The sequence below is a fragment of the Rhodococcus sp. NPDC003318 genome, from assembly GCF_042879035.1.
Classification (GTDB): domain Bacteria; phylum Actinomycetota; class Actinomycetes; order Mycobacteriales; family Mycobacteriaceae; genus Rhodococcus_G.
This window is the reverse complement of sequence record NZ_JBIAOU010000008.1, coordinates 15,405-37,673: the sequence shown is the minus strand read 5'-3', so window position 1 is coordinate 37,673 and position 22,269 is coordinate 15,405. Positions and strand designations below refer to the sequence as shown.

Genomic DNA, 22,269 nt, shown 5'->3' with positions numbered 1-22,269 from the left:
AGCGCAGGTGACACACTGGCACAGCCGAATTGGGGTACCTGCCGCATGCTCGCGCAGGCGGGCAGCGAGATCCCGCTGTAGATCGGCGAGTGCGCGGAATCCGATCCTGAACTGGGGTGGTCGTGATGAGTGACACGGATGCTTCCTCGGACGTTCCGCCGGGATCGGCCCCACCCGGGGGTCGACCGCCCGCCGCCGCCTGGATCTCCTGGATCGCCTTGGCGCTGATGACAACCAGTTCGGTTGCCAGCCTTCGGCCGTCGCCGACCATGGCGGTGTACGGACTCGCCTGCGTCTTCCTCTACGTGGTGCCCGCGATCGTGTTCCTGCTGCCGACGTCACTGGTGTCGGCCGAACTGGCGTCGGGGTGGAGCGGCGGCGTCTACAACTGGGTGGCCCTCGGGATCTCCAAGCCGATGGGGTTCCTGGCCGTGTGGTGCCAGTTCGCGATGACCATCTTCTACTACCCGAGCCTGCTCGGGTACGTCGCCAGCACTCTCGCCTACGTCATCAACCCGAGCCTGGCGAGCAACGGTGTGTGGACCGCGCTGGTCATCATGATCGCCTACTGGGCAGGTGTTTTCATCTCCGCCCGCGGCACTCAGGGCGTCGCCGGCCTGGCCAGCGGTGGGCTGATCATCGGGACGCTGGTCCCCGGGGTGCTGCTGGTCGTGCTCGGCATCGTCTTCCTCGGGCAGGGCAATCCGTCGGCGGCGCCGATGACCGCCGACAACCTGCTTCCCGCGTGGGCGGGGATCGCCAGCCTGGTCCTAATCGTGAACAACTTCCTGTCGTACTCCGGCATGGAGATGAACGCGGTCCACGTCTCGTCGCTGCGAAACCCGGCCAAACAGTTTCCCCGGGCGATGTTCTTCGCGATGGCGCTGGTGCTGCTGATCTTCATTCTGCCGGCGCTCGCCATCAGCTGGGTGGTGCCCGCCGAGCAACTGTCGCTGACGGCCGGGGTGATGCAGGCATTCGACGCCGTGTTCGCACAGTTCGGGTGGCAGTGGCTCACTCCGGTCATCGGCATCATGTTGGTGACGGCCTCGCTGGGAGGCATGCTGACCTGGCTGGCAGGCCCGTCGAAGGGTCTGCTGCTGATCTCGCGGCAGGAAGGCTACCTGCCCCCTTTCCTGCAGCGCGTCAACAAGCGTGGCGTGCAACAGAACATCCTTGTCACGCAGGGACTCGTGACCACGGTGATCGCGTTGCTGTACGCGTTCATCCCGGACGTGTCGAGCGCATACTGGATCTTCTCGGTGATCACCACCCAGGTGTACCTGATCATGTACCTGCTGATGTTCGTCGCCGCCGTCCGGCTCCGCCGCAAGTTCCCCGACCATCCGCGTGGCTACCGAGCGCCGATGCTCGTCGGGCTCTGCGGAGTTGGGTTCGCCGCCTCCTTGGCCGCGCTGCTCATCGGCTTCGTCCCGCCCTCCCAGTTCGGTGGCGGCAACGCCGGGGTGTACTTCCTGTTCGTCGCCGCGGGCGCCCTCGGTCTGGGTCTGCTGGTGCCGTTCCTGTTCTACCGCCTGCGCAAGCCCGCCTGGAAGCAGCCCGAGCAACCGGATTGGAGCCCGTCATGACGACCGACCGGAATGCCTCACCACCCGACGGTCGGGCGACGCTCTACGTCGTCGCCGGCCTCGTCGTCGTCGTGCTGCTGGTGATCGCCCTGTTCTCCTACAGTGCCGCAGAGTCCTCCCGACAGGCGGACGAGAAGGCAGACCAGTTCACCGCCGAACTCCAGGCGGCGGGCCTGACGGCACCCTCGCACGACCAGATCGTCCGGGTGTTCGGGGACGACGGCGGTGCGGTGTGCGACCACCCGAACGAAGCCCTCGCACGTGCCACCCTGGCGGCGCAGCTCGCCAACGGCTCCGGCGGCCCGGGCAGCCGGCCGATCATCACGGACAGTCGGCTGCTGCAGGGGCAGCTGCTGGCGATCAAGACCTACTGCCCCGACGAACTCGCGGACTTCCAGGAGTTCGTCGACGACCTCGAAACCGCACGTGTGGTGAAGAACTAGGGCACGGTGCGTCGTCGTCGGCGATCCCACGCGAGCTCGAGGCCGATCGCCAACGCCAGGATCGCGATCATCCCTGCGAACGTCTCCGGCGCCGTCAGCAGGGTTTGGACAGCGAACACGGCGAGCACGACCGCGGTCAACACGATCCCGGTGACGAGGATCGAGGTGCGGGCCCTGATCTCCTTCCGCAGTCGGAACGCGCCGATCGAGGTCACCAGGAAGATCGCCAGGGCCACCGCACTGCCGAGCGACGCGATCGCGGTCAGATCGACGAACAGGGCCAGGAGGAGGATGAGCGCAGCCGTGATGACCAGCCCGCCCGTGCCGCCGATCCTGACGTGTTTGCCGAACACCGGCGGGAACGAGCCGGACTCGGCCAGCTTCGCGGTCGAACCGGTAGCAGCGTAGAGGTTGGCGTTCGCTGATGACGAGGTCGCGAGCAGCGCCGCAAAGGCCATGATGGCGAAGCCGGCGTCCCCGAGCGCGGGTTGGGCGGCGACGGCGAGGGCGGTCTCGCCGTTGGCGATCACCTCGTCGACGGTGAGGGTGCCGAAGACTCCGACCGAGATCAGGATGTACAGGGCCATGGTGATGCCCAGTGCCAGGTACATCGCGCGCGGCAGAGTGCGGTTCGGGTTCGGGAGATCGCCGCCGGTGAAGCTGACGACGGTGAAGCCGAGATAGGCGAAGAAGGTCAGCGCCACACTCGAGATGATGTCCACCACCGGCGGGTAGGTCGAGCGGGCGAGCAGGCTGGGATCGATCTCGGTCAGCGTGACGACGACGAAGACCGCGAACACGGCCAGCAGGAGCACGACGATCGTCGTCTGGACGCGGTCGAGGAGAGTCGCGCCCACGACGTTGACCGCCGCCACGACCACGACCACGGCACCGGTGAGGATCCTGCTCCACAGCGCGGAGTCGTCGAAGAGCAGTGCGGCACCGTAACTTCCGAACGACACGGCGACCATGGCGGTGACGATGACGGCGGCGAAGTAGAGCAACCACGACGCGATGGCGGTGGTGTGACCGCGGCCGTAGGCCTGCAGCAGGAACGTCACGATGCCACCGGAGGACGGGTACCGCGCACCGAGTTTCGCCACCGCGTAGCCCTGCAGAGTCGCCACGATCCCGGCGACGAGGAACGAGACCCACACCGCCGACCCGGCCACGGCTCCGGCCTCACCGAGGAGCGCGAAGATACCGGCGCCGACCATCGATCCGACTCCGAGGAACGCGGCTCCGCGCACGGTCATCGTCGCCGACGAATCGCCGGCCGCGGGACCACCGGAGCGGCCGGCGCCCTCGTCTGCACCGCCAGACCCGCCGGAGAGAGTGCTGCCCATGGATCCATGGTCCTCGCCCATACTGGTCGGGTCGCTGATTTTCGGCTGTGCAATTCGCCGTTCGACTTCTCGGCACCGTCCTCGGCGTCGCGGGACGCCGCACCGCAACGAGCCCACTCGGAGGACACCATGACGCCCACGCCACACGACCCGCTGCCGGGCCGGCCGCCCATCGTCGACCTCGACACCTGGCAGACCGCCCGCGACGAGCTGTTGGTCCGCGAGAAGGCCCACACCCGTGAGGGCGACGCCCTCGCCGCCGCCCGGCGGCGACTGCCGATGGTGGAGTTCGACGGGAGCGTCCGGGTCGTCGGCCCGGACGGCCCGGTCCCGTTCCTGGACCTGTTCCAGGGCCGCGACGAGCTCGTGGTCTACAAGCACATGTGGTACGACGGAGCGCCGCACCAGGGCCAGTGCGAGGGGTGCACCACGACCGCCTGGCACGTGAAGGACGCCGTCTATCTCAATGCCCGCGGTGTCTCGTTCGCGGTCCTGACCACCGGCCGGTGGGAGGAGGTGGCCGCGTACGTCGAGTTCATGGGCTACGAGCAGCCGTGGTACTCGGTGCGTGACGTCGCTCCACCGGTCGGCGGCGGCATGGGTTTCGTCACCTGTTACCTGCGTGACGGCGACCGGGCATTCCTCACCTACTCCACGACGGGCCGGGGCAACGAGCCGGTCAACGGATCCTTCGGGCTGCTCGACATGACGCCTTACGGCCGCGGCGAGGCGTGGCAGGCCCATCCCGAGGGCTGGCCGGAAGGTCGGTCGCCGTGCTGGTACTGGCGGGCGGACGCCGACGGGAACGCCACCTGGGGGCCGACCAGTCGCCCCGTGCCGCAGTGGACCCGCCCCGGCGCGGCCCCCCGTTCACACGCTCGGCCGCGGAGAACGTCCTGACTGACGTGTGACCGTCGCGGGCGCACGCGGGTCGGCGTGAGCTATCGGCACCGCGCGACGACGACGGTCGCGCCGAGGTCGGGGTCGTGAATCGAACACGCATCGAGCCCGGCCTGCTCGCACGCGTCGGCGGTCAGTCCCGCCTGCTGCTCGCTGGTTTCGATCAGCAGGTGGCCGCCCGGCGCGAGCCAGTCGGGTGCCCCGGCGGCGACGCGGCGGTGCACGTCGACCCCGTCGGCGCCGCCGTCGAGTGCGGTGCGCGGTTCGTGCAGTCGCGCTTCCGGTGGCATCGTCCCGATGGCGTCGGACGGCACGTACGGGGCGTTGACCACGAGCACGTCGACGCGGCCGCGCAGGGTGGGTGGCAGGGCGTCGAACAGGTCGCCGCAGTGCACGCTGCCGGACGGGATGTTCCGCGCCGCACAGTGCGCCGCCACGGGATCGATGTCGCTGGCGTGCACCACGATCGACGTCGACGTCGACGTCGACGTCGAGGCCAGGGCCGCGGCCACCGCTCCCGACCCGCAACACAGGTCGACCACGACCGACTCCTCGGCGGACAGCAGTGCCGCGGCCCGGTGGACCAGGAACTCGGTGCGGCGGCGGGGAACGAACACGCCGGGTTCGACGATGATGCGGAGCCCGCAGAACTCGGCCCAGCCGAGGATCTGTTCGAGCGGGCGCCCGGCAACCCGGGCGTCGACCATCCCGGCGAGCTCCTCGTCGTCGAGCGCCGCGTCCAGCACCAGTCGCGCCTCGTCCTCGGCGAAGACGCATCCGGCGGCGCGCAGTGTCGCGACCACTCGGTCCAGGGGTGTCGACGGGGTGAACGTGGCGGGTCCTCGATCGTCCGGGGGCTCGGTGGGCTCCATCATCGTGGATCACGGGCCCGGTGTGCGCATCCGATTTCCGTGATCGACCCACCCGGGGGCGTCCTCCCGGTGCGCGTCGGGTATCGGTGGGCGGATGAATCGTCCCAGGTCTGCGCGTTGCTATAACTGTGGGCATGTCACGATCTGCCGCAGCGCACGAGGGCCGCGAGAATTCGCCACCGTCGATGGCGAACTCCGCGCTGCTCCGCGAGCTTCCGACGACCGAGCGCGGGCTACGCACCCGGTCGGCGTTGATCGCCGCCGCGCGCACGGTGTTCGAGCGCGCCGGCTATCTCGACACCCGGCTGATCGACATCACCAAGCAGGCGAAATGCTCGGCGGGCACCTTCTACACCTACTTCTCCAGCAAGGAGGAGATCTTCGCCGCCGTCCTCGAGATCGCGCAAGAGGACATGATGCATCCCGGCATGCCGCACGTCGCCGACGAGGACGACCCCGCCGCGATCGTCGAGGCCAGCAACCGCGCGTACTTCGAGGCCTACCGGCGTAACGCGAAGCTGATGGGGCTACTCGAACAGGTTGCCAACATCGACCCCGAGTTCCGGAAGCTCCGCCAGAAGCGGGCGGACGCCTTCATCCGTCGCAACGCCCGCAGCATCGCCGCGCTGCAGGAGCGTGGTCTGGCGGACACCGAGGTCGACCCGCTCCTCGCGTCGCGTGCCCTCTCCGGCATGATCAGCCGACTCGCGTTCGGCTACTACGTGACCGGCGACTTCGCGGGCGAAGCCGGTCCGGTCGACCTCGACGAGCTCACCGCCACCGCCACCCGACTGTGGGTCAACGCGCTCCGCATGCCCCGCTCCTGAGCGTCACCTGTGCGCTAGTTCGGGCGCCAGGGCTACCGAACTCGCGTACGGGCGCCGGCCACCCCGTTGTCGAATATGACGCCATATTCATGTATAAACGGTGTGGTGAGGGCAACCGTGGGGGACGACGGCAGCGCAGGCCACGCCGGCCCGTCGGCGCCGCAGCGCGACCTGCCGCCCACGCCGCGCGGCGTCCGGACGCGCGCCGCGCTCGTCGCCGCGGCGCGGGTGGTCTTCGAGCGGGACGGCTACCTCGACACCCGGCTCGCCGACATCACCGGACAGGCCCACTGCGCGACGGGCACGTTCTACACCTACTTCGCCAACAAGGAGGAAGTGTTCGCCGCCATCCTCGACGAGGCCAAGCAGGACATGCTTCACCCCGGTGTCGGTCGGGTGGCGGACTCCGACGACCCCTACGACGTTCTCGAGGCGAGCAACCGGGCGTACCTGACCGCGTATCGACGCAACGCGAAGCTGATGGGGCTGATGGAGCAGGTTGCGCACATCGATCCCGAGTTCCGTCGGTTCCGCACCGAGCGGGCCGAGACGTTCATCGCCCGCAACGCCCGCGGCATCGCGGACCTGCAGAAGCGGGGAATTGTCGATCCCGACGTGGACCCGATGACGGCCTCGCGGGCACTGTCCGGGATGGTCAGCCGCCTGGCCTACGCGGTGTTCGTGTCGGGGGAGGTCGACGGTGACGGTCGCGAGTACGACCTCGACGAGTTGGTGTTCACCGTGACCCGGTTGTGGGCGAACGCCCTTCGCTTCCCCGACCGCGGTTGAGGTCCGGCGGCCGGGGATCTCGTGTTCGGAGGTCAGCCGGCGACGACGCGGGCGACCGATTCGGCGACCATGACGGGCTTGTCCGAGTCCTGGCGCTCGATCACCTGGGAGGTGGTCACCTGGATTCCGCCGGGGAGCTCCTCGACGGCCACGACGGTCGCGCGCATCCGGATCCGTGAGCCGACGGGAACCGGCGCGGGGAAGCGAACCTTGTTGTAGCCGTAGTTCAGTCCGTGTGCGAAGCCCGTGAAGGACAGCAACCGGCTCGCCAGGTACGGGCCGAGTGACAGGGTGAGCAGGCCGTGCGCGATGGTGCCGCCGAACGGGCTGGCGGCGGCCTTGTCGACATCGACGTGAATCCACTGGTGGTCCTCGGTCGCGTCTGCGAACGCGTTCACCCGCTCCTGCGTGACCTCGAACCACTCGGTGGGTCCGAGCTCCTTACCGGTCAGTGCGGTCAGGTCGGCTGCCGAGGTCGGGCGGACGGGAAGGGTGGTCGTGTCCATGAGTCTCCCTGAGGGTCGCATCGGTTGAATATGACGCCGGATTCAACTATACATGGTGACGAGAGCTGGATCACGTCCGCGTGGTCGTGCACGGGGCGAGCTGCGGGTCGGCCCTGTTGCGGCGGTTCCGGCGGCGCGCACGATCGACACGAAAGCGGGGCTCGTCAGGTGAAGGTTGCAGGCAAGGTGGCCGTCGTCACCGGCGGGGGTGGAGGAATCGGAGGCGCACTCGCGCACGCCCTGGTCGGGGAAGGTGCCCGCGTCGTCGTGGCGGACCTCGACGCGGACACCGCGCAGAAGGTCGTGGACGAAATCAACACCGCCCGCCCCGGCACGGCCGCCGCGGCCGGTGCCGACGTCTCCGACGCCGACGCCATCCGCGAACTGATCGCCCTGGCGGAGCGGCAGTTCGGGCCCGTCGACATGTACTTCGCGAACGCGGGCATCAGCGGTGCACCCGGACTCGACGCCGACGAGGCCGCCTGGGACCTCTCCCTCGACGTGAACCTGCGCGCCCACATCCGTGCGGCTCGCCTGCTGGTGCCGGGATGGGTCGAGCGCGGCGACGGCTACTTCGTCAGCACCGCGTCCGCCGCCGGCCTGCTCACCCAGATCGGCTCCGCCACCTACTCGGTCACCAAGCACGCCGCCGTCGGCTTCGCCGAATGGCTCGCCGTGACCTACGGCGATCAGGGTGTGAAGGTCAGCTGCCTGTGCCCGCAGGGGGTGAACACCAAACTGCTCTTCCCCGACGAGAACGCCGACCGCGGACTCACCGCCGCTGCGGCGAAGGCGGTCACGTCCGCCGGTGACGTGCTCGAGCCGGCCCGGGTCGCCGCCGACACCCTCGCCGCGATCGACGAGGAGCGGTTCCTGATCCTGCCGCACCCGCAGGTGCTCGACATGTACCGCCGCAAGGGCGCCGACTACGACCGGTGGCTGCGCGGCATGCGCCGCTACCAGGCTTCCCTGCTCGAGCAGGGCTGACGACGTCGATTTCTCCCCTCCCTCAGTCAGGAGTGCTCATGTCCCTGTTCGACCTCTCGGAACGCGCCCAGCGGCTGCAGACGGAACTGCAGGACTTCATGGATTCCCGCGTCTACCCGGCCGAAGCGGTGTACGAGGAGCAGATGCGCGAGTCCGGCGACCCGCACTTCCAGCCGCCGATCCTCGAGGAGCTCAAGGCCGAGGCGAAGGCGCGGGGCCTGTGGAACCTCTTCCACCCGCACCCCGGCACCGGCGCCGGACTGACCAACCTCGAGTACGCACCCCTCGCGGAGATCATGGGCCGCAGCCACATCGCGTCCGAAGCGTGCAACTGCAACGCCCCCGACACCGGCAACATGGAGGTGCTCGAGCTCTTCGGCACCGAGGAGCACAAGGAGAAGTACCTGAAGCCGCTGCTCGACGGCACCATGGCGTCCGCGTTCGCGATGACGGAGCCCGCGGTCGCCAGCTCCGATGCCACCAACGTCGAGCTGTCGATGGTCAAGGACGGCGACGACTACATCCTCAACGGCCGGAAGTGGTTCGCCTCCAACGCCCTTCACCGCAACTGCAAGGTGATGATCGTGATGGGCAAGACCGACCCGACCGCGGCGCCGCACCGGCAGCAGTCGATGATGGTCGTGCCGATCGACGCACCCGGCGTCACCGTGTTGCGCGGCCTGCCGGTGTTCGGCTACCAGGACCGCGAGGGCCACGCCGAGATCGACTTCACCGACGTCCGGGTGCCCGCCACGGACCTGCTCAAGGGGGAGGGTGAGGGCTTCGCGATCAGCCAGGCCCGCCTCGGTCCCGGCCGGATCCACCACTGCATGCGCTCGATCGGCATGGCCGAGCGGGCACTCGAACTGCTGTGCAAGCGCGCCCAGTCCCGCGTCACGTTCGGCAGGCCGGTCGCCGACAACGCCAACATCCAGGACTGGATCGCGGAGGCGCGCATCGACATCGAGATGATCCGCCTCCTCACCCTCAAGGCCGCGTACCTGATGGACACCGTCGGCAACAAGGAGGCGCAGACCGAGATCGCCGCCATCAAGGTCGCGGCCCCGGCCATCGCGCTGAAGATCGTCGACCGCGCCATCCAGGTGCACGGCGGCGCCGGTGTCACCGACGACTTCCCACTCGCCATGGCGTATGCGCACCTGCGGACGTTGCGGCTGGCCGACGGCCCGGACGAGGTGCACAAGCGGGCCATCGCCCGCGGGGAACTGCGCCGGTACCGCGATCTGCGACCGGAAGGCGTCTGATCCGTGTCCGGGGTGCCTGAGGCGGTGATCCACCGGGCCGGGGCCACGCCGGCCGACACGGCGGCTGCCGGGACGTCGATGGGCGAGCGGATCGATTTCCTCGTTCACAAGGCCCGTGAAACAGACGAAACTGCAGGCATCTAACGTCCATATGGCGGCACAGCCGCTGAATCGGAATTCACAAGTGAGAGGAAGAAGCCCATGACTGAAGAACGCAGGACCGCGATCGTCACCGGCGGTGCACGGGGTATCGGTGCCGCGGTGGCCAGGAAGCTGGCCTCCGACGGCTACGCGGTCGCCGTGATCGACCTCGACGAGTCGGCGTGTGTCGGCACCGTCGACGCCATCGAGGCCGCGGGCGGGTCCGCGCTGGCCGTCGGCGCGAACGTCGCCGACGAGGCGTCGGTCGCTGCCGCCGTCGAGCGGGTCGCCACCGAACTGGGTGCGCCGACCGTGCTGATCAACAATGCCGGCATCACCCGGGACAACCTGCTGTTCAAGATGACGGTCGAGGACTGGGACTCGGTGATGAACGTGCACCTGCGCGGCTCGTTCCTGATGACCCGTGCCGTCCAGAAGTACATGGTGGACGCGAAGTTCGGGCGCATCGTCAACCTGTCCAGCGTCTCCGCGCTCGGCAACCGCGGCCAGGTCAACTACTCGGCCGCCAAGGCGGGCATGCAGGGCTTCACCAAGACCCTCGCGATCGAACTGGGACGGTACGGCGTCACCGCCAACGCGATCGCTCCCGGCTTCATCGAGACCGAGATGACCGCCGCCACCGCGGAGCGGGTCGGCGTCGGCTTCGAGGAGTTCAAGGCCGCTGCGGCAGCGCAGATCCCGGTGAACCGGGTCGGGCAGCCGGAGGACATCGCGAACACCGCGTCGTTCCTCGCCAGCGAGGGCGCCGGCTTCGTCTCCGGTCAGGTCATCTACGTCGCCGGTGGCCCGCGGGACTGATCCAACCCCGACCTGGCCTCCGCCGCACCACCGGGCGGAGCCCGAAGGAGTTCCCATGAGGGAAGAAGTCGTCGTCTCGACCACCGGAGCACCGGTCGGCGAGGATTCGACCGGCAACGACAGTGCGCGGCAGACGCTTCTGCGCGCCGGACTGCCGGAGGCCTCGCGCCGCGGGCGGACGTTCGAGGTCGCGCTGTGAGCGGACTGTTCGACGTTGCAGGCAAGAACGTCGTCGTCACGGGCGGCACCCGCGGCATCGGGCTGATGGTCGCGAAAGGTTTCGCCGAAGCCGGTGCGCGGGTGATCATCTCGTCCCGCAAGCCGGACGCCTGTGCGTCGGCCGCCGCGGAGCTGTCCGCGTTCGGCGACGTGGTCTCCCACCCGGCCGACCTGGCCGCCGAGGCGGGTGTCGCCGACCTCGCGGCGTTCGTGGCGCGGACCGTCGACCGGGTCGACGTCCTCGTCAACAACGCAGGCGCGACATGGGGTGCCCCGATCGACGAGTTCCCCGCGGCGGGGTTCGACAAGATCCTGAACGTCAACGTCAAGTCGGTGTTCCTGCTCACCCAGAAGCTGCTGCCGCAGCTGAGGGCGGCGGCGAGTGCCCAGAGCCCGGCGCGGGTGATCAATGTCGGTTCCATCGACGGGATCGTCGTCTCGGGGACGGAGAACTTCTCCTACGGGGCGTCGAAGGCGGCGGTGCACATGCTCACCCGGAAGCTGGCGGGGACACTGGCCGGCGAACACATCACGGTCAATGCCATTGCGCCGGGACCGTTCCCGACGAAGATGACGGCGTTCCTCCTCGACGATCCCGAGCTGAAGTCCGCTGTCGAGGGCAATGTCCCGCTCGGCCGCCTCGGCAGCCCCGACGACATCGCGGGCACGGCGATCTTCCTGTCGTCCCGGGCCGGCGCCTATCTCACCGGGACGGTGATCCCGGTCGACGGGGGTATCAGCGGCACCCGCTGACGCGTGTGCGAACGTGGGTGCACAGCAGATCGGTCGCCGGGGGTGGGTTCGGGGTGCGAACCGACCCCCGGCGGTCGCGCCGTCGGCAGGGGCCGGTCTGCGCGCGCACAGTGTGAAAGGCAGGTTGTCGTGGCACACCTCGACGAGATCCTCGACCTCGAGGAACAGGAGCCGGACACGTTCCGCTCCCGACCGATCCCGAGCGACGAGGGGTTCTCCCCCGACCGGCCCCTGCAGGGCGCGTCCCTCGACCACACGCTGTGGTTCTTCCGCGACTTCCGCGCGGACGACTGGCTGGTCTACGACCAGGCGTCGCCGTCGTCGGAGTCCGGACGGGCGCTGGTGTCGGGGCGGTTGTTCGACTCAGCGGGGCGGCTTGTCGCGGCCGCCGCGCGGGAGGGGTTGGTGCGGTTCGCACGCACCGGGGTCGAGCAGTGACGGCGATCTCCGCGACCTCGACCGAACCCGACACCCGGCGTGCGCCCCGACTGATGCTGCCCGCCCTGTGCTTCATCGTCATGACCGTGTCGATCCTGCAGACGATGGTCGTCCCGATCGTCGGGCACATCGGCGTTCAGCTCGGTGTCGACAGCGTGGCGGTCGGTTGGGTGCTGACCGCGAACCTGCTCGCCGCGGCGGTGTGCACACCGATGCTCGGGCGTCTCGCCGATCTGCGCGGCAAGCGCCCGGTGATGATCGGTGTGCTCACCGCGGTGCTGTGCGGGTCGCTGCTCGCGGCGCTCACCCAGTCACTGCCGTGGCTGATCGTCGGACGGGTGCTGCAGGGGGTGTCGTTCGCGCTCTTCCCGATCGGCATCGCCGTCCTGCGCGACGAACTCCCGCCCAACAGACTCGTCGGCGGAATGGGGCTGCTGTCCGGCACCCTCGGTGTCGGTGGCGGCATCGGGATGGTGGTGACCGGACTGCTGGTGCACGACGACGCGGACTACCGGCGGGTGTTCTGGCTGGCGGCCGGTGTCAGTGCCGTCGCGTTGGCCGCCGCGGCGCTCGCGATCCCGGCTCGCGCCCGATCCGCGTCCGGGTCGCTGGACTGGGCGGGTGCCGTGCTGCTCGCCGCCGGGCTGGTGCTGGTCCTGCTGGCCCTGTCGCAGGGCGGCGAGTGGGGCTGGCGCACGCCCGCGACGCTCGCCTGCGCGGTCGGGGGAATCGTCGTCCTCGCAGGGTGGTTCGTGTTCGAGAGGCGCGTGCCCGAGCCGCTGGTGTCGCCGCGGATGCTCACCCATCGACCGGTCCTCGTCGCCCACCTCACCGCCCTGCTCGTCGGCGCCGCCATGTTCGTGTCGTTCCTGGCCTGCTCGTATCTCGTGCAGACCCCACCGGGTGTGGCGGGCTACGGATTCGGTGCGAGCGTCCTCGAGGCCGGCGCGGTGTACCTGCTGCCCGGGGCGCTGGCGGGTGTGGTCGCGGCGGCGGTGAGCGGACGCCTCATGCACCGCTTCAGTGCGCGCACCCTGATGATCGTGGCCTGCCTGATCGGCGTCGCCGGGTTCGTCGTCATCGCCGTGTGGCACGACGCCACCGCCACGGTGATCGGGGCGATGGTCGCCGTCCAGGTCTTCATCAGCCTCGCCTACGCCGCGTTGCCGGCGATGCTGGTCGCAGAGGTCACGCGGGCCGAGACCGGCATCGCGAACAGCGTGAACTCGATCGCCCGGACCGTCGGCAGCTCCCTGTCGAGTGCGCTGGTGTCGACGGTGCTGGCGACGCTCACCGTGTCCGGAACGACCGTGCCCCGCGAGGTCGCGTTCGTGATCGTCTTCGGGGTCGGCGCCGCGGCCGCCGCACTGGCCATGCTGCTCACCGTGTTCGCGTCCGGACCCGCGGTGCGGCTGCCCACCCCGGAGGAGGAGGCGGAGGTCGACGCGACCGCCCTCGCGGGGGAGTGGGGGACGGTCGGCGGACTGGGGTCGGGGCAGGGCTGAGTCACCGGGACCGGAAGTGTGGGTTTCCTCCCGGTTTCCGGGAGGAAACCCACACTTCCGTGCTGGCTACAGTGAATTCATGACGACGACCGCCACCCGTGTCCGTCGCCGTGCGCTCGCCGGGGCGACGGCGGCACTCGCCGTTCTCGTCGTGGTCGTCGCGGGTGTGCTCTGGGCGGTGCCGAGCCGCTACCTGCCCTGGGACACCACCGACTTCCCCGACGTCGACCGCACCGCGTTGTCCGCGGAGCAGGCCAGGGTGGTGGATCTGCTCGAGACCGAACACGACGCGCAACGGCCCGGCACCTTCTACTCGGAGGGAGTCGAGGAGCCGTGGTGCGCGGACTTCGTCAGCTGGATCATGCGCGAGTCCGGCATGCCGCTGTCGAATCCGAACTCCGGCCACTGGCGCATTCCCGGCGTCTACACCCTGCAGGCGTACTACGAGTCGCAGGGTCGGTTCGCGCCCGTCGAGGGCGGCTACCGGCCGGGGGTCGGGGATGTCGTGCTCTACGACAACAGCAGCTGGGTGGGCCAGCACACCAACATCGTCGTCGCCGTCGACGGTGACACCGCGACGACGGTCGGCGGCAACGAGATGGGCCGGATCCGCGTCCACACCGTCGACTGGGCCGGTGACTCGGCGGTCGTCGGATTCGGGCGCCTGCCCGTGGCGTGAGCCAGGGATGAACCTCGCCCGCTGTGGGTAACCACCGTCGAACGAGGCCGCTCGCGGCGTCGAATCCCGACACCCGGGGGTGGATCATGATCGAGAAGAACCTCAATCGTGCGGTCGACAGGGCCACCGACAGCACCGCGTTCGAGCAGGCGGCGCGTGGCGGGCACGTGATGAGCGGGTTCGTGCATCTGCTGATCGGGTACATCGTCATCCGGCTGGCGTTCGGTGACAGCGGCAGTGCCGATCAGTCGGGAGCGCTGGGCACGCTGGCATCGACCACCGGGGGCGAGTTCGTGTTGTGGGTGGCCGTCGTCGCGTTCGTCGCGATGGGACTGTGGCGTCTCGCGGAAACCGTGATCGGACCCCACGCGACCGAGCACACCCAGGAGGACGACTCGTCGCTCGTCGACCGCGCCAAGGCGTTCGGGTTGGCCGTCGTCTACTTCGCGCTCGCGTACTCCGCATACCAGTTCGCGCGGGGGAGCGGGAAGTCCAGCGGGGAACAGAACGCGGGGCTCAGTGCCCGCCTCATGGAGTCGGCCGGCGGCAAGACGGTGCTGATCGTGGTGGGACTGATCGCGATCGCGATCGGGGGCTACCACGTGTACAAGGGGGCGTCGAAGAATTTCCTCGACGACCTGAAGCCCTCGGGCAGTAAACTCGTCGAGCCGCTCGGGGTGGTCGGTTATGTGGCCAAGGGGCTGGTGATCGTGGGCGCCGGGATCCTGGTGATCGTCGCGACCCTGCGGTCGGACCCGTCCAAGGCCACCGGCATCGACGCTGCGGTCAAGACGCTGGGTCAGGCCCCGTTCGGGCAGTTCCTCCTGGTGGCGGCCGGCGCGGGCATCGCCGCGTACGGGCTGTACAGCTTCGTCATGGCCCGATACGCACGGATGTGACGCGGCCTACAGCCCCGCCGCGGTCAGTGCGTCGTCGATGGCGTCGCGAACCTCCTCGAGGGTCCGGCCGGACGCCAGCTCGCGCGCCGTCAGTGCCTCGATCCGTTCCTCGACCTCGGCGTACCGCTCGAGCCAGGCCTCCCTGTCGGCCTGCCAGTACCCCATCACGTGGTAGCGGTCGGGCGACCAGCCGAGCGTGCGGCGCAGGAGGGTGCGGACGCGCCGGGACGCGCCGGTCTCGCCGCCGAACCACAGGTACTCGACGTCGGCGAGCCCGGGCAGGTCGGCGATAGCCTGCGGCAACGCGCTGGGCGAGCCGCCGTTGCCGGTGCCGGTGAGCCAGGTGACCCTCAGATCGGCGGCGGTGTCCCACTCCTGTCGGTCGCGCTCGTCGGGGACCTCGGCGACGAGACGGACGGTGGCGGCCGGGCCGAGGGACTCGACGATCCGGCCGGCGGCGGGCAGCGCGGTCAGGTCGGCGAGCAGGAGCAGGCGCCGCGCCCCGGCGGGAGGATTCCACCAGCCCTTGGGGGAGGACAGCAGTACGGGAGTGCCGGGCACCGCGGTCCGCGCCCACCGGGCCGCGGCGCCGCCGGCGTGCACCGCGAAGTCGACGTCGACGGTACGACGGTCCGGGTCCCACGCCCGGACGGTGTAGCTGCGGCGGTGGCCGTGCTCGGGATCGTCACCGAACGCGATCAGGACGCGTTCGTCGGGGTCGCCGCTGGTGCTCCAGTCGCGGAGGTCGGGGCCGCCGAGCCGGACTCGGCGCAGGCTCGGTGAGAGGGTCGTCACGTCGGTCACGCGGGCGGGCAGCCGCGGTTCGTCCGGTGTCGTCACCCGCCCACCCTAGGCTCACCAGAACCTTCGCAGCGAGTGCGGGGCGGACCCGGTGCGCATGTGTCCTGGGACACGCTGACGGAGGCGCGCCGGTGACCTGCGCAAAGGCTTACGACCTGGGAATTTCACGAATGTGGTTCACAACATCTCGCGTGTTGCGGGAATGTCGGACACTAGGTGTAGTGTCTAGGACACCGAGAGGGCAGAGCCGGAACGGTCGAGAATTGCAGGCCGAAGGGCTGCTCCAGTAGGTGAGATTGGCGTCACGCACGGCGTCACGATCCCGCTGTCGGCGGTCGTGTTCACCATGCCCCGCAGTACCGCGACACCAGGTTTCCGCGTCACTGTCACTGACCATTTCGTAAGACCAGGGGAAGAGGACTTACATGAGCATCACCGTCTACACCAAGCCGGCGTGCGTTCAGTGCAATGCGACCTACCGGGCGCTCGACAAGGCCGGTGTCGAGTACTCCGTGATCGACATCTCCGAGGACCCGGAGGCGCGTGACTACGTGATGGCCCTGGGTTACCTGCAGGCTCCCGTCGTCGTCGCCGGTGACGAGCACTGGTCCGGTTTCCGGCCCGACCGGATCAAGACGCTCGCGACGAGCGCCGCCTGAACGGATCCCACCCCGAACCGACTTACGGAGATGATCGGCTGTGACTTCGCTGGTCTACTTCTCCAGCGCGTCCGAGAACACTCACCGCTTCGTGGAGAAGCTGGGGATCCCGGCCGCCCGGATTCCGATCCACGACCGTGACGGGACCTTCGAGGTCGACGAACCGTACGTCCTGATCCTGCCCACCTACGGTGGCGGGACGACGGTGACCGGCCGGGACACGAGCTACGTCCCCAAGCAGGTCATCCGGTTTCTGAACAACAAGCACAATCGTTCCCTCATCCGAGGGGTGATCGCTGCTGGCAACACCAACTTCGGCGAGTCGTACTGCTATGCCGGAAACGTGATTTCACAGAAGTGTCGGGTCCCGTACCTGTACCGCTTCGAACTAATGGGAACAGCCGAGGACGTCGACGCAGTGCGCCAGGGCCTCGCAGACTTCATGGAGAGTGAACAGTGGCACCGACCATCACAGACGCAGCCCCGGCTGGGAGTGTAGAGCGAGCTACGGCACGACCCGATTCGTCCGCGGGGGAGCTCGATTACCACGCCCTCAACGCGATGCTGAACCTGTACGGCCCCAACGGTGAGATCCAGTTCGACAAGGACCGTGAGGCGGCGCACCAGTACTTCCTCCAGCACGTCAACCAGAACACCGTCTTCTTCCACAACCAGGACGAGAAGCTGGACTACCTGATCAAGGAGAACTACTACGAGCGTGAGGTTCTCGATCAGTACACCCGCAACTTCGTCAAGGAGCTGATCGACCGCGCGTACGCGCACAAGTTCCGCTTCCCGACGTTCCTCGGCGCGTTCAAGTACTACACCTCGTACACGCTCAAGACGTTCGACGGCAAGCGGTACCTGGAGCGGTTCGAGGATCGCGTCTGCATGGTCGCGCTGACCCTCGCCGCCGGCGACGAGCAGCTCGCGACGCACCTGGTCGACGAGATCATCTCCGGCCGGTTCCAGCCGGCCACCCCGACGTTCCTCAACTCCGGCAAGAAGCAGCGCGGCGAGCCCGTCTCCTGTTTCCTGCTGCGCATCGAGGACAACATGGAGTCCATCGGCCGCGCCATCAACTCGGCGCTGCAGCTGTCCAAGCGCGGCGGCGGAGTTGCGTTGCTGCTCAGCAACGTTCGTGAGCACGGTGCCCCGATCAAGAAGATCGAGAACCAGAGCTCCGGTGTCATCCCGATCATGAAGCTGCTCGAGGACTCGTTCTCGTACGCGAACCAGCTCGGTGCGCGCCAGGGCGCGGGCGCGGTGTACCTGCACGCGCACCACCCCGACATCTACCGCTTCCTCGACACCAAGCGCGAGAACGCGGACGAGAAGATCCGCATCAAGACGCTGTCCCTCGGTGTCGTCATCCCGGACATCACGTTCGAGCTGGCGAAGAAGAACGAGGACATGTACCTCTTCTCGCCGTACGACGTCGAGCGCATCTACGGCAAGCCGTTCGCCGACATCAACGTCACCGAGAAGTACTACGAGATGGTCGACGACAAGCGGATCCGCAAGTCGAAGATCAAGGCGCGCGAGTTCTTCCAGACCGTCGCCGAGCTGCAGTTCGAGTCCGGCTACCCGTACATCATGTACGAGGACACCGTGAACCGGGCCAACCCGATCGCCGGCAAGATCACCCACTCGAACCTGTGCTCGGAGATCCTGCAGGTCTCCACGCCGTCGGAGTACAACGACGACCTGACCTACAGCAAGGTCGGCAAGGACATCTCCTGCAACCTCGGCTCGCTGAACATCGCCAAGGCGATGGACTCGCCGGACTTCGCGCAGACCATCGAGGTGTCGATCCGCGCGCTCACCGCGGTCGCCGACCAGACGTCCATCGACTCAGTCCCGTCGATCCGCAAGGCGAACGACGAGGGCCACGCCATCGGGCTGGGGCAGATGAACCTGCACGGCTACCTGGCGCGTGAGCGGATCCACTACGGCTCCGACGAGGGCATCGACTTCACGAACATCTACTTCTACACGGTGGTGTTCCACGCGATCCGGGCGTCGAACGAGATCGCCAAGGAACGCGGCTCGTACTTCGCGGGCTTCCCCGAGTCGAAGTACGCGTCCGGCGAGTACTTCGACAAGTACACCGACCAGGTGTGGGAGCCGAAGACCGAGAAGGTGCGCACGCTGTTCGCCGACTCCGGCGTCCACATCCCCACCCAGGACGACTGGCGTGAGCTGAAGGCGTCGGTGCAGGAGCACGGCATCTACAACCAGAACCTGCAGGCCGTCCCGCCGACCGGGTCGATCTCGTACATCAACAACTCCACCAGTTCCATCCACCCGGTGGCGTCGAAGATCGAGATCCGCAAGGAAGGCAAGATCGGCCGCGTCTACTACCCGGCGCCCTACCTGACGAACGACAACCTGGAGTACTACCAGGACGCGTACGAGATCGGGTACGAGAAGATCATCGACACCTACGCCGCAGCCACCCAGCACGTGGACCAGGGCCTGTCGCTGACGCTGTTCTTCAAGGACACCGCCACCACCCGCGACCTGAACCGGGCGCAGATCTACGCGTGGCGCAAGGGCATCAAGACGCTCTACTACATCCGCTTGCGGCAGATGGCTCTCGAAGGCACCGAGGTGGAGGGTTGCGTCTCGTGCATGTTGTGACGCTTGCTAACGATTTTTCGAACGGAGTGAGGGCATCGTGAGCCAGAAGATCAAGCTGATCGACCGGGTGTCGGCGATCAACTGGAACCGGGTTCCGGACGAGAAGGACGCGGAGGTGTGGGACCGCCTCACCGGGAACTTCTGGCTGCCGGAGAAGGTGCCGGTCTCGAACGACATCCCGTCGTGGAACACGTTGACCGCGAACGAGAAGCAGCTCACGATGCGCGTCTTCACGGGCCTGACGCTGCTCGACACCATTCAGGGCACCGTCGGCGCCGTCAGCCTCATCCCCGACGCGCTGACCCCGCACGAGGAGGCGGTGTACACCAACATCGCGTTCATGGAGTCGGTGCACGCGAAGTCGTATTCGAGCATCTTCTCGACGCTCTGCTCGACCCGCGAGATCGACGACGCGTTCCGCTGGTCCGAGGAGAACCCGAACCTGCAGCGCAAGGCCGAGATCGTCCTCGAGTACTACAACGGCGACAGCCCGCTCAAGCGGAAGGTCGCCTCGACGCTGCTCGAGTCGTTCCTGTTCTACTCCGGCTTCTACCTGCCGATGTACTGGTCGTCGCGGGCCAAGCTCACCAACACCGCGGACCTCATCCGGCTCATCATCCGCGACGAGGCCGTGCACGGCTACTACATCGGCTACAAGTACCAGAAGGGCCTCGAGCAGCTCACGAAGGAGGAGCGCGAGGACCTCAAGAACTACACGTTCGAGCTGCTGTTCGAGCTGTACGACAACGAGGTCGAGTACACGCAGGACCTCTACGACGAGGTCGGGCTCACCGAGGACGTCAAGAAGTTCCTGCGCTACAACGCGAACAAGGCGTTGATGAACCTCGGCTACGAGGGCCTGTTCCCGAAGGACGAGACGGACGTCAACCCGGCGATCCTGTCGGCGCTGTCGCCGAACGCTGACGAGAACCACGACTTCTTCTCCGGCTCGGGATCGAGCTACGTCATCGGCAAGGCCGTCAACACCGAGGACGAGGACTGGGACTTCTGACCCGGCGCCTCGCACATTTCCGCGGTTGAAGGTGGCCGTCGTTCGGTTCACGCGAACGACGGCCACTTTCGGCCGTTTCGGGCACTTCACGCGTGTCGGTGTCGGGGCTAGCGTCGAACCTGCAGGTTCACCCACACGAGGAGGCGGCGATGAGTGGTCGAGTGGTGCACTTCGAGGTCCCGTTCAGCGACGGGGACCGGGCCCGCGACTTCTACAAGCAGGTGTTCGGCTGGAACTACCAGCAGATGCCGGAGTTCAACTACACCGGCGTCTCGACCGGCCCGACGGCCGAGACCGGAATGCCCGCCGAACCGGGCTACATCGGCGGCGGCATGTTCGAACGTGAACCATCCTTCCCTCAGGGCCCGGTGATCACGATCGACGTCGCGAGCATCGACGACGCGCTGGCGAAGATCACCACCCTCGGCGGGGAGCCTGTGGGGGAGAAGACCGCGGTGGGCGAGATGGGGTACGCCGCCTACTTCAAGGACACCGAAGGCAACGTCATGGGGCTGTGGGAGACGAAGACGTCCTGAGCCCTCGAACCGTCAGCGTTCGAACCACGCCTCCGCCGCGCCGCGCAGCGCCTTCTCGATCCGCCCGATCGAGCTGTCGTTGAGCGGCGTGGGCAGCGCGTCGGGGGCGAACCACCGGACCTCGAGGTTCTCGTCGTCGGCGGGGTGCGGGTCGCCGCCGACGTACCGGGCCAGGAAGCACAGGTCGAGATACTGTGCGCGGTCGCCGTTGGCGTGGGTCAACGGCGCGGTCACGTCGACGCTGGTGAGGCGAAGCAGCTCGACCTCGACTCCGGTCTCCTCGCGGATCTCCCGGACGATCGCCTGCCCCGGCTGCTCGCCCGGCTCGAGGATTCCGGACACGATCGCCCACCGCCCGTTGTCGGCCCTGCGGGTCAACAGGATTCGGCCCGTAGGGTCGACGACGACGGCGCTGACACCGGACAGCCAGAGCGGGGCCTGCCCGATGTGGGCGCGCAGGGCGGTGACGAACTCGGGGACCGGCATCAGACGCCGGACCTCACGGCGCGGGCGCGATCAGTTGGCATAGCCGTTGAGCGACGCGGTGAGGTCGTCGAGGATGCCGCGGGCGGCGATCACGCCGATGCCGGTCATCCAGATCTCGTCGTCGACGACGAAAACCCGCTTGTCCTGGACTGCGCCGAGACCCTCCCACAGGTCGCCGTCCATGATCGCGACGCCCTCGTCGCGTGCCTCGTCGCCGTAGAAGCTGACGTAGATGATGTCGCCCTCGGCCTTGGCGATCTCCTCCTCGCTGAGTTCGGTGAACCGGCGGTCGTCGGCGCCCTCGAGTCGCTGGAACGTGGGCCGCTGGACACCGGCGTCCGCGAGGACCTGACCGGAGAAGCTGTCGGGGCCGTAGACCCGGATGACGCCGGGCATGAACCGTACGACCGAGGCCTGCGTCTCCGAGGAGTTCAGTGAGGCGCCGGTGTCGACCGCGGCCGTCTCGTACGCGTCGAGCGCTGCGACGGCACTCGCGCCGCGACCGAGGGCGGTGCCGTCGAGCTTCAGGTTGTCCTTCCACGTCAGACCGACCTTCTCGGTGAACGTGGTCGGCGCGATCGCGCTCAGCTGGTCGTACAGCTCGGGTGTACGGAACTTCGAGCCGAGGATCAGATCGGGCTGCAGCGCCGCGATCTTCTCGAGGTCGGGCTCCTGCAGGGTGCCCACCGGCTCGACGTCGGCGATGGTCGCGCCGAGATAGGTGGGCTGCGACCCGACCGCTCCGGCGACCGCCGCGCCGACCAGCCGGTCCTGCAGACCCAGCGCGCACACCGTGTCGAGCTTGTCGGTGTCGAGCACCACGATCCGCTGCGGATCCGCCGGGACCACGGTCTCGCCTGCCGCGTGCGCGACGGTGCGGGTGGTGCCGGTCACCCCGGCCGGGTCCACGGGAGCCGTCGGGCCGCAGACGTTCTCGGTGTCGCGGTCGTTGCCCACCACGCCCGCCCCCGCGACGGCCGTGGTGCTGCGCACGATGCTGCTCGCCGCGTCGTCGGTGCCCGACCCGCCGCAGGCGGCCAGGACGAGCGCGGTCACGGCCAGCAGGGCGGCGGGGGCGGTTCGGCGGGCGAGTCTGCGCTCGGGCATGGTGCGGGGCATTCCTCTCGTGGTGGGACGGTCCGAGACTAACCGCGC

Annotated in this window: 25 protein-coding genes; 19 read left to right on the top strand and 6 right to left on the bottom strand. The window is 68.3% G+C overall.

What is annotated here, in order from left to right; all coding sequences use genetic code 11:
* The first annotated feature begins 125 nt into the window (after window positions 1-125).
* Window positions 126-1,589: an APC family permease gene (locus ACFYVR_RS14830; RefSeq protein WP_387474302.1), complete on the top strand. Its 1,464-nt coding sequence runs from the start codon at window positions 126-128 to the stop codon at window positions 1,587-1,589.
* Window positions 1,586-2,032, top strand: coding sequence for a DUF732 domain-containing protein (locus tag ACFYVR_RS14825; protein ID WP_387474300.1), 447 nt, complete (start codon window positions 1,586-1,588; stop codon window positions 2,030-2,032). The genes ACFYVR_RS14830 and ACFYVR_RS14825 overlap by 4 nt, the downstream gene beginning before the upstream one ends.
* On the opposite strand, the gene ACFYVR_RS14820 is transcribed toward ACFYVR_RS14825, so the two are convergent.
* On the bottom strand, window positions 2,029-3,378 hold the full coding sequence (locus ACFYVR_RS14820; RefSeq protein ID WP_387474298.1) for an APC family permease: 1,350 nt from the start codon (window positions 3,376-3,378) through the stop codon (window positions 2,029-2,031). The two genes, ACFYVR_RS14825 and ACFYVR_RS14820, sit on opposite strands and share 4 nt — an antisense overlap.
* 129 nt (window positions 3,379-3,507) lie before the next feature.
* On the opposite strand from ACFYVR_RS14820, the gene ACFYVR_RS14815 reads away from it, so the two are divergent.
* Complete coding sequence (locus ACFYVR_RS14815; RefSeq protein WP_387474297.1) at window positions 3,508-4,278, top strand: DUF899 family protein; 771 nt, start codon at window positions 3,508-3,510, stop codon at window positions 4,276-4,278.
* A 41-nt stretch (window positions 4,279-4,319) separates the two neighbouring features.
* Here ACFYVR_RS14815 and ACFYVR_RS14810 read toward each other — a convergent pair whose 3' ends face one another.
* Window positions 4,320-5,153, bottom strand: coding sequence for a putative protein N(5)-glutamine methyltransferase (locus ACFYVR_RS14810; RefSeq protein WP_387474296.1), 834 nt, complete (start codon window positions 5,151-5,153; stop codon window positions 4,320-4,322).
* 131 nt (window positions 5,154-5,284) lie between these two features.
* On the opposite strand from ACFYVR_RS14810, the gene ACFYVR_RS14805 reads away from it, so the two are divergent.
* Both ACFYVR_RS14805 and ACFYVR_RS14800 read left to right on the top strand, forming a co-directional pair.
* A complete protein-coding gene (locus tag ACFYVR_RS14805; RefSeq protein WP_387474295.1) occupies window positions 5,285-5,977 on the top strand; it encodes a TetR/AcrR family transcriptional regulator in 693 nt (230 codons plus the stop codon).
* 117 nt (window positions 5,978-6,094) lie between these two features.
* Window positions 6,095-6,766 carry a TetR/AcrR family transcriptional regulator gene (locus tag ACFYVR_RS14800; RefSeq protein WP_387474572.1) on the top strand — a complete coding sequence of 224 codons (672 nt, stop codon included), beginning with the start codon at window positions 6,095-6,097 and terminating at the stop codon, window positions 6,764-6,766.
* Window positions 6,767-6,798: 32 nt separating this feature from the next.
* On the opposite strand, the gene ACFYVR_RS14795 is transcribed toward ACFYVR_RS14800, so the two are convergent.
* On the bottom strand, window positions 6,799-7,272 hold the full coding sequence (locus ACFYVR_RS14795) for a MaoC family dehydratase (RefSeq protein WP_387474293.1): 474 nt from the start codon (window positions 7,270-7,272) through the stop codon (window positions 6,799-6,801).
* Window positions 7,273-7,440: 168 nt separating this feature from the next.
* Between ACFYVR_RS14795 and ACFYVR_RS14790 the strand changes: the two genes are divergently transcribed.
* The 9 genes from ACFYVR_RS14790 (at window position 7,441) to ACFYVR_RS14750 (ending at window position 14,977) form a co-directional block, all read left to right on the top strand.
* The gene (locus tag ACFYVR_RS14790) at window positions 7,441-8,259 is read left to right on the top strand and encodes an SDR family oxidoreductase (RefSeq protein ID WP_387474291.1); all 819 of its coding nucleotides are present in this window, start codon (window positions 7,441-7,443) and stop codon (window positions 8,257-8,259) included.
* 38 nt (window positions 8,260-8,297) lie between these two features.
* On the top strand, window positions 8,298-9,524 hold the full coding sequence (locus tag ACFYVR_RS14785; RefSeq protein ID WP_387474289.1) for an acyl-CoA dehydrogenase family protein: 1,227 nt from the start codon (window positions 8,298-8,300) through the stop codon (window positions 9,522-9,524).
* Window positions 9,525-9,725: 201 nt separating this feature from the next.
* Window positions 9,726-10,484 carry a 3-oxoacyl-ACP reductase FabG gene (fabG, locus tag ACFYVR_RS14780; protein WP_387474287.1) on the top strand — a complete coding sequence of 253 codons (759 nt, stop codon included), beginning with the start codon at window positions 9,726-9,728 and terminating at the stop codon, window positions 10,482-10,484.
* 55 nt (window positions 10,485-10,539) lie between these two features.
* A complete protein-coding gene (locus tag ACFYVR_RS14775; RefSeq protein WP_387474285.1) occupies window positions 10,540-10,683 on the top strand; it encodes a hypothetical protein in 144 nt (47 codons plus the stop codon).
* Window positions 10,680-11,456 carry an SDR family oxidoreductase gene (locus ACFYVR_RS14770; protein WP_387474283.1) on the top strand — a complete coding sequence of 259 codons (777 nt, stop codon included), beginning with the start codon at window positions 10,680-10,682 and terminating at the stop codon, window positions 11,454-11,456. Before ACFYVR_RS14775 ends, ACFYVR_RS14770 begins: the two co-directional genes overlap by 4 nt.
* 129 nt (window positions 11,457-11,585) lie before the next feature.
* Window positions 11,586-11,894 carry an acyl-CoA thioesterase gene (locus ACFYVR_RS14765; RefSeq protein WP_387474281.1) on the top strand — a complete coding sequence of 103 codons (309 nt, stop codon included), beginning with the start codon at window positions 11,586-11,588 and terminating at the stop codon, window positions 11,892-11,894.
* Window positions 11,891-13,399 carry an MFS transporter gene (locus ACFYVR_RS14760; RefSeq protein WP_387474279.1) on the top strand — a complete coding sequence of 503 codons (1,509 nt, stop codon included), beginning with the start codon at window positions 11,891-11,893 and terminating at the stop codon, window positions 13,397-13,399. Before ACFYVR_RS14765 ends, ACFYVR_RS14760 begins: the two co-directional genes overlap by 4 nt.
* 79 nt (window positions 13,400-13,478) lie before the next feature.
* Window positions 13,479-14,078, top strand: coding sequence for a CHAP domain-containing protein (locus tag ACFYVR_RS14755; protein ID WP_387474277.1), 600 nt, complete (start codon window positions 13,479-13,481; stop codon window positions 14,076-14,078).
* 86 nt (window positions 14,079-14,164) lie between these two features.
* A complete protein-coding gene (locus tag ACFYVR_RS14750; RefSeq protein ID WP_387474275.1) occupies window positions 14,165-14,977 on the top strand; it encodes a DUF1206 domain-containing protein in 813 nt (270 codons plus the stop codon).
* A gap of 6 nt (window positions 14,978-14,983) precedes the next feature.
* On the opposite strand, the gene ACFYVR_RS14745 is transcribed toward ACFYVR_RS14750, so the two are convergent.
* A complete protein-coding gene (locus ACFYVR_RS14745; RefSeq protein WP_387474273.1) occupies window positions 14,984-15,817 on the bottom strand; it encodes a siderophore-interacting protein in 834 nt (277 codons plus the stop codon).
* A gap of 386 nt (window positions 15,818-16,203) precedes the next feature.
* On the opposite strand from ACFYVR_RS14745, the gene ACFYVR_RS14740 reads away from it, so the two are divergent.
* From ACFYVR_RS14740 to ACFYVR_RS14720, 5 genes are all read left to right on the top strand, one after another.
* Window positions 16,204-16,437: a redoxin NrdH gene (locus tag ACFYVR_RS14740; RefSeq protein ID WP_387474271.1), complete on the top strand. Its 234-nt coding sequence runs from the start codon at window positions 16,204-16,206 to the stop codon at window positions 16,435-16,437.
* A 40-nt stretch (window positions 16,438-16,477) separates the two neighbouring features.
* A complete protein-coding gene (gene nrdI, locus ACFYVR_RS14735; RefSeq protein ID WP_387474269.1) occupies window positions 16,478-16,936 on the top strand; it encodes a class Ib ribonucleoside-diphosphate reductase assembly flavoprotein NrdI in 459 nt (152 codons plus the stop codon).
* Window positions 16,894-19,080: a class 1b ribonucleoside-diphosphate reductase subunit alpha gene (gene nrdE / locus ACFYVR_RS14730; RefSeq protein WP_387474267.1), complete on the top strand. Its 2,187-nt coding sequence runs from the start codon at window positions 16,894-16,896 to the stop codon at window positions 19,078-19,080. Before nrdI ends, nrdE begins: the two co-directional genes overlap by 43 nt.
* Window positions 19,081-19,117: 37 nt before the next feature.
* A complete protein-coding gene (nrdF, locus tag ACFYVR_RS14725; protein WP_387474265.1) occupies window positions 19,118-20,092 on the top strand; it encodes a class 1b ribonucleoside-diphosphate reductase subunit beta in 975 nt (324 codons plus the stop codon).
* Window positions 20,093-20,241: 149 nt separating this feature from the next.
* Window positions 20,242-20,628 carry a VOC family protein gene (locus ACFYVR_RS14720; RefSeq protein ID WP_387474263.1) on the top strand — a complete coding sequence of 129 codons (387 nt, stop codon included), beginning with the start codon at window positions 20,242-20,244 and terminating at the stop codon, window positions 20,626-20,628.
* A 12-nt stretch (window positions 20,629-20,640) separates the two neighbouring features.
* Here ACFYVR_RS14720 and ACFYVR_RS14715 read toward each other — a convergent pair whose 3' ends face one another.
* A complete protein-coding gene (locus ACFYVR_RS14715) occupies window positions 20,641-21,114 on the bottom strand; it encodes an NUDIX domain-containing protein (protein ID WP_387474261.1) in 474 nt (157 codons plus the stop codon).
* Window positions 21,115-21,144: 30 nt separating this feature from the next.
* Window positions 21,145-22,221: an ABC transporter substrate-binding protein gene (locus ACFYVR_RS14710; protein WP_387474260.1), complete on the bottom strand. Its 1,077-nt coding sequence runs from the start codon at window positions 22,219-22,221 to the stop codon at window positions 21,145-21,147.
* Window positions 22,222-22,269 lie beyond the last annotated feature (48 nt).

What these genes read in the sequence shown, in the direction of transcription:
- ACFYVR_RS14830 (WP_387474302.1), top strand. Translation starts at nt 126, where the DNA reads ATGAGTGACACGGATGCTTCCTCGGACGTTCCGCCGGGATCGGCCCCA.
- ACFYVR_RS14825 (WP_387474300.1), top strand. Translation starts at nt 1,586, where the DNA reads ATGACGACCGACCGGAATGCCTCACCACCCGACGGTCGGGCGACGCTC.
- ACFYVR_RS14820 (WP_387474298.1), bottom strand. Translation starts at nt 3,378, where the DNA reads ATGGGCAGCACTCTCTCCGGCGGGTCTGGCGGTGCAGACGAGGGCGCC.
- ACFYVR_RS14815 (WP_387474297.1), top strand. Translation starts at nt 3,508, where the DNA reads ATGACGCCCACGCCACACGACCCGCTGCCGGGCCGGCCGCCCATCGTC.
- ACFYVR_RS14810 (WP_387474296.1), bottom strand. Translation starts at nt 5,153, where the DNA reads ATGATGGAGCCCACCGAGCCCCCGGACGATCGAGGACCCGCCACGTTC.
- ACFYVR_RS14805 (WP_387474295.1), top strand. Translation starts at nt 5,285, where the DNA reads ATGTCACGATCTGCCGCAGCGCACGAGGGCCGCGAGAATTCGCCACCG.
- ACFYVR_RS14795 (WP_387474293.1), bottom strand. Translation starts at nt 7,272, where the DNA reads ATGGACACGACCACCCTTCCCGTCCGCCCGACCTCGGCAGCCGACCTG.
- ACFYVR_RS14785 (WP_387474289.1), top strand. Translation starts at nt 8,298, where the DNA reads ATGTCCCTGTTCGACCTCTCGGAACGCGCCCAGCGGCTGCAGACGGAA.
- fabG (WP_387474287.1), top strand. Translation starts at nt 9,726, where the DNA reads ATGACTGAAGAACGCAGGACCGCGATCGTCACCGGCGGTGCACGGGGT.
- ACFYVR_RS14775 (WP_387474285.1), top strand. Translation starts at nt 10,540, where the DNA reads ATGAGGGAAGAAGTCGTCGTCTCGACCACCGGAGCACCGGTCGGCGAG.
- ACFYVR_RS14755 (WP_387474277.1), top strand. Translation starts at nt 13,479, where the DNA reads ATGACGACGACCGCCACCCGTGTCCGTCGCCGTGCGCTCGCCGGGGCG.
- ACFYVR_RS14750 (WP_387474275.1), top strand. Translation starts at nt 14,165, where the DNA reads ATGATCGAGAAGAACCTCAATCGTGCGGTCGACAGGGCCACCGACAGC.
- ACFYVR_RS14740 (WP_387474271.1), top strand. Translation starts at nt 16,204, where the DNA reads ATGAGCATCACCGTCTACACCAAGCCGGCGTGCGTTCAGTGCAATGCG.
- ACFYVR_RS14720 (WP_387474263.1), top strand. Translation starts at nt 20,242, where the DNA reads ATGAGTGGTCGAGTGGTGCACTTCGAGGTCCCGTTCAGCGACGGGGAC.
- ACFYVR_RS14715 (WP_387474261.1), bottom strand. Translation starts at nt 21,114, where the DNA reads ATGCCGGTCCCCGAGTTCGTCACCGCCCTGCGCGCCCACATCGGGCAG.
- ACFYVR_RS14710 (WP_387474260.1), bottom strand. Translation starts at nt 22,221, where the DNA reads ATGCCCGAGCGCAGACTCGCCCGCCGAACCGCCCCCGCCGCCCTGCTG.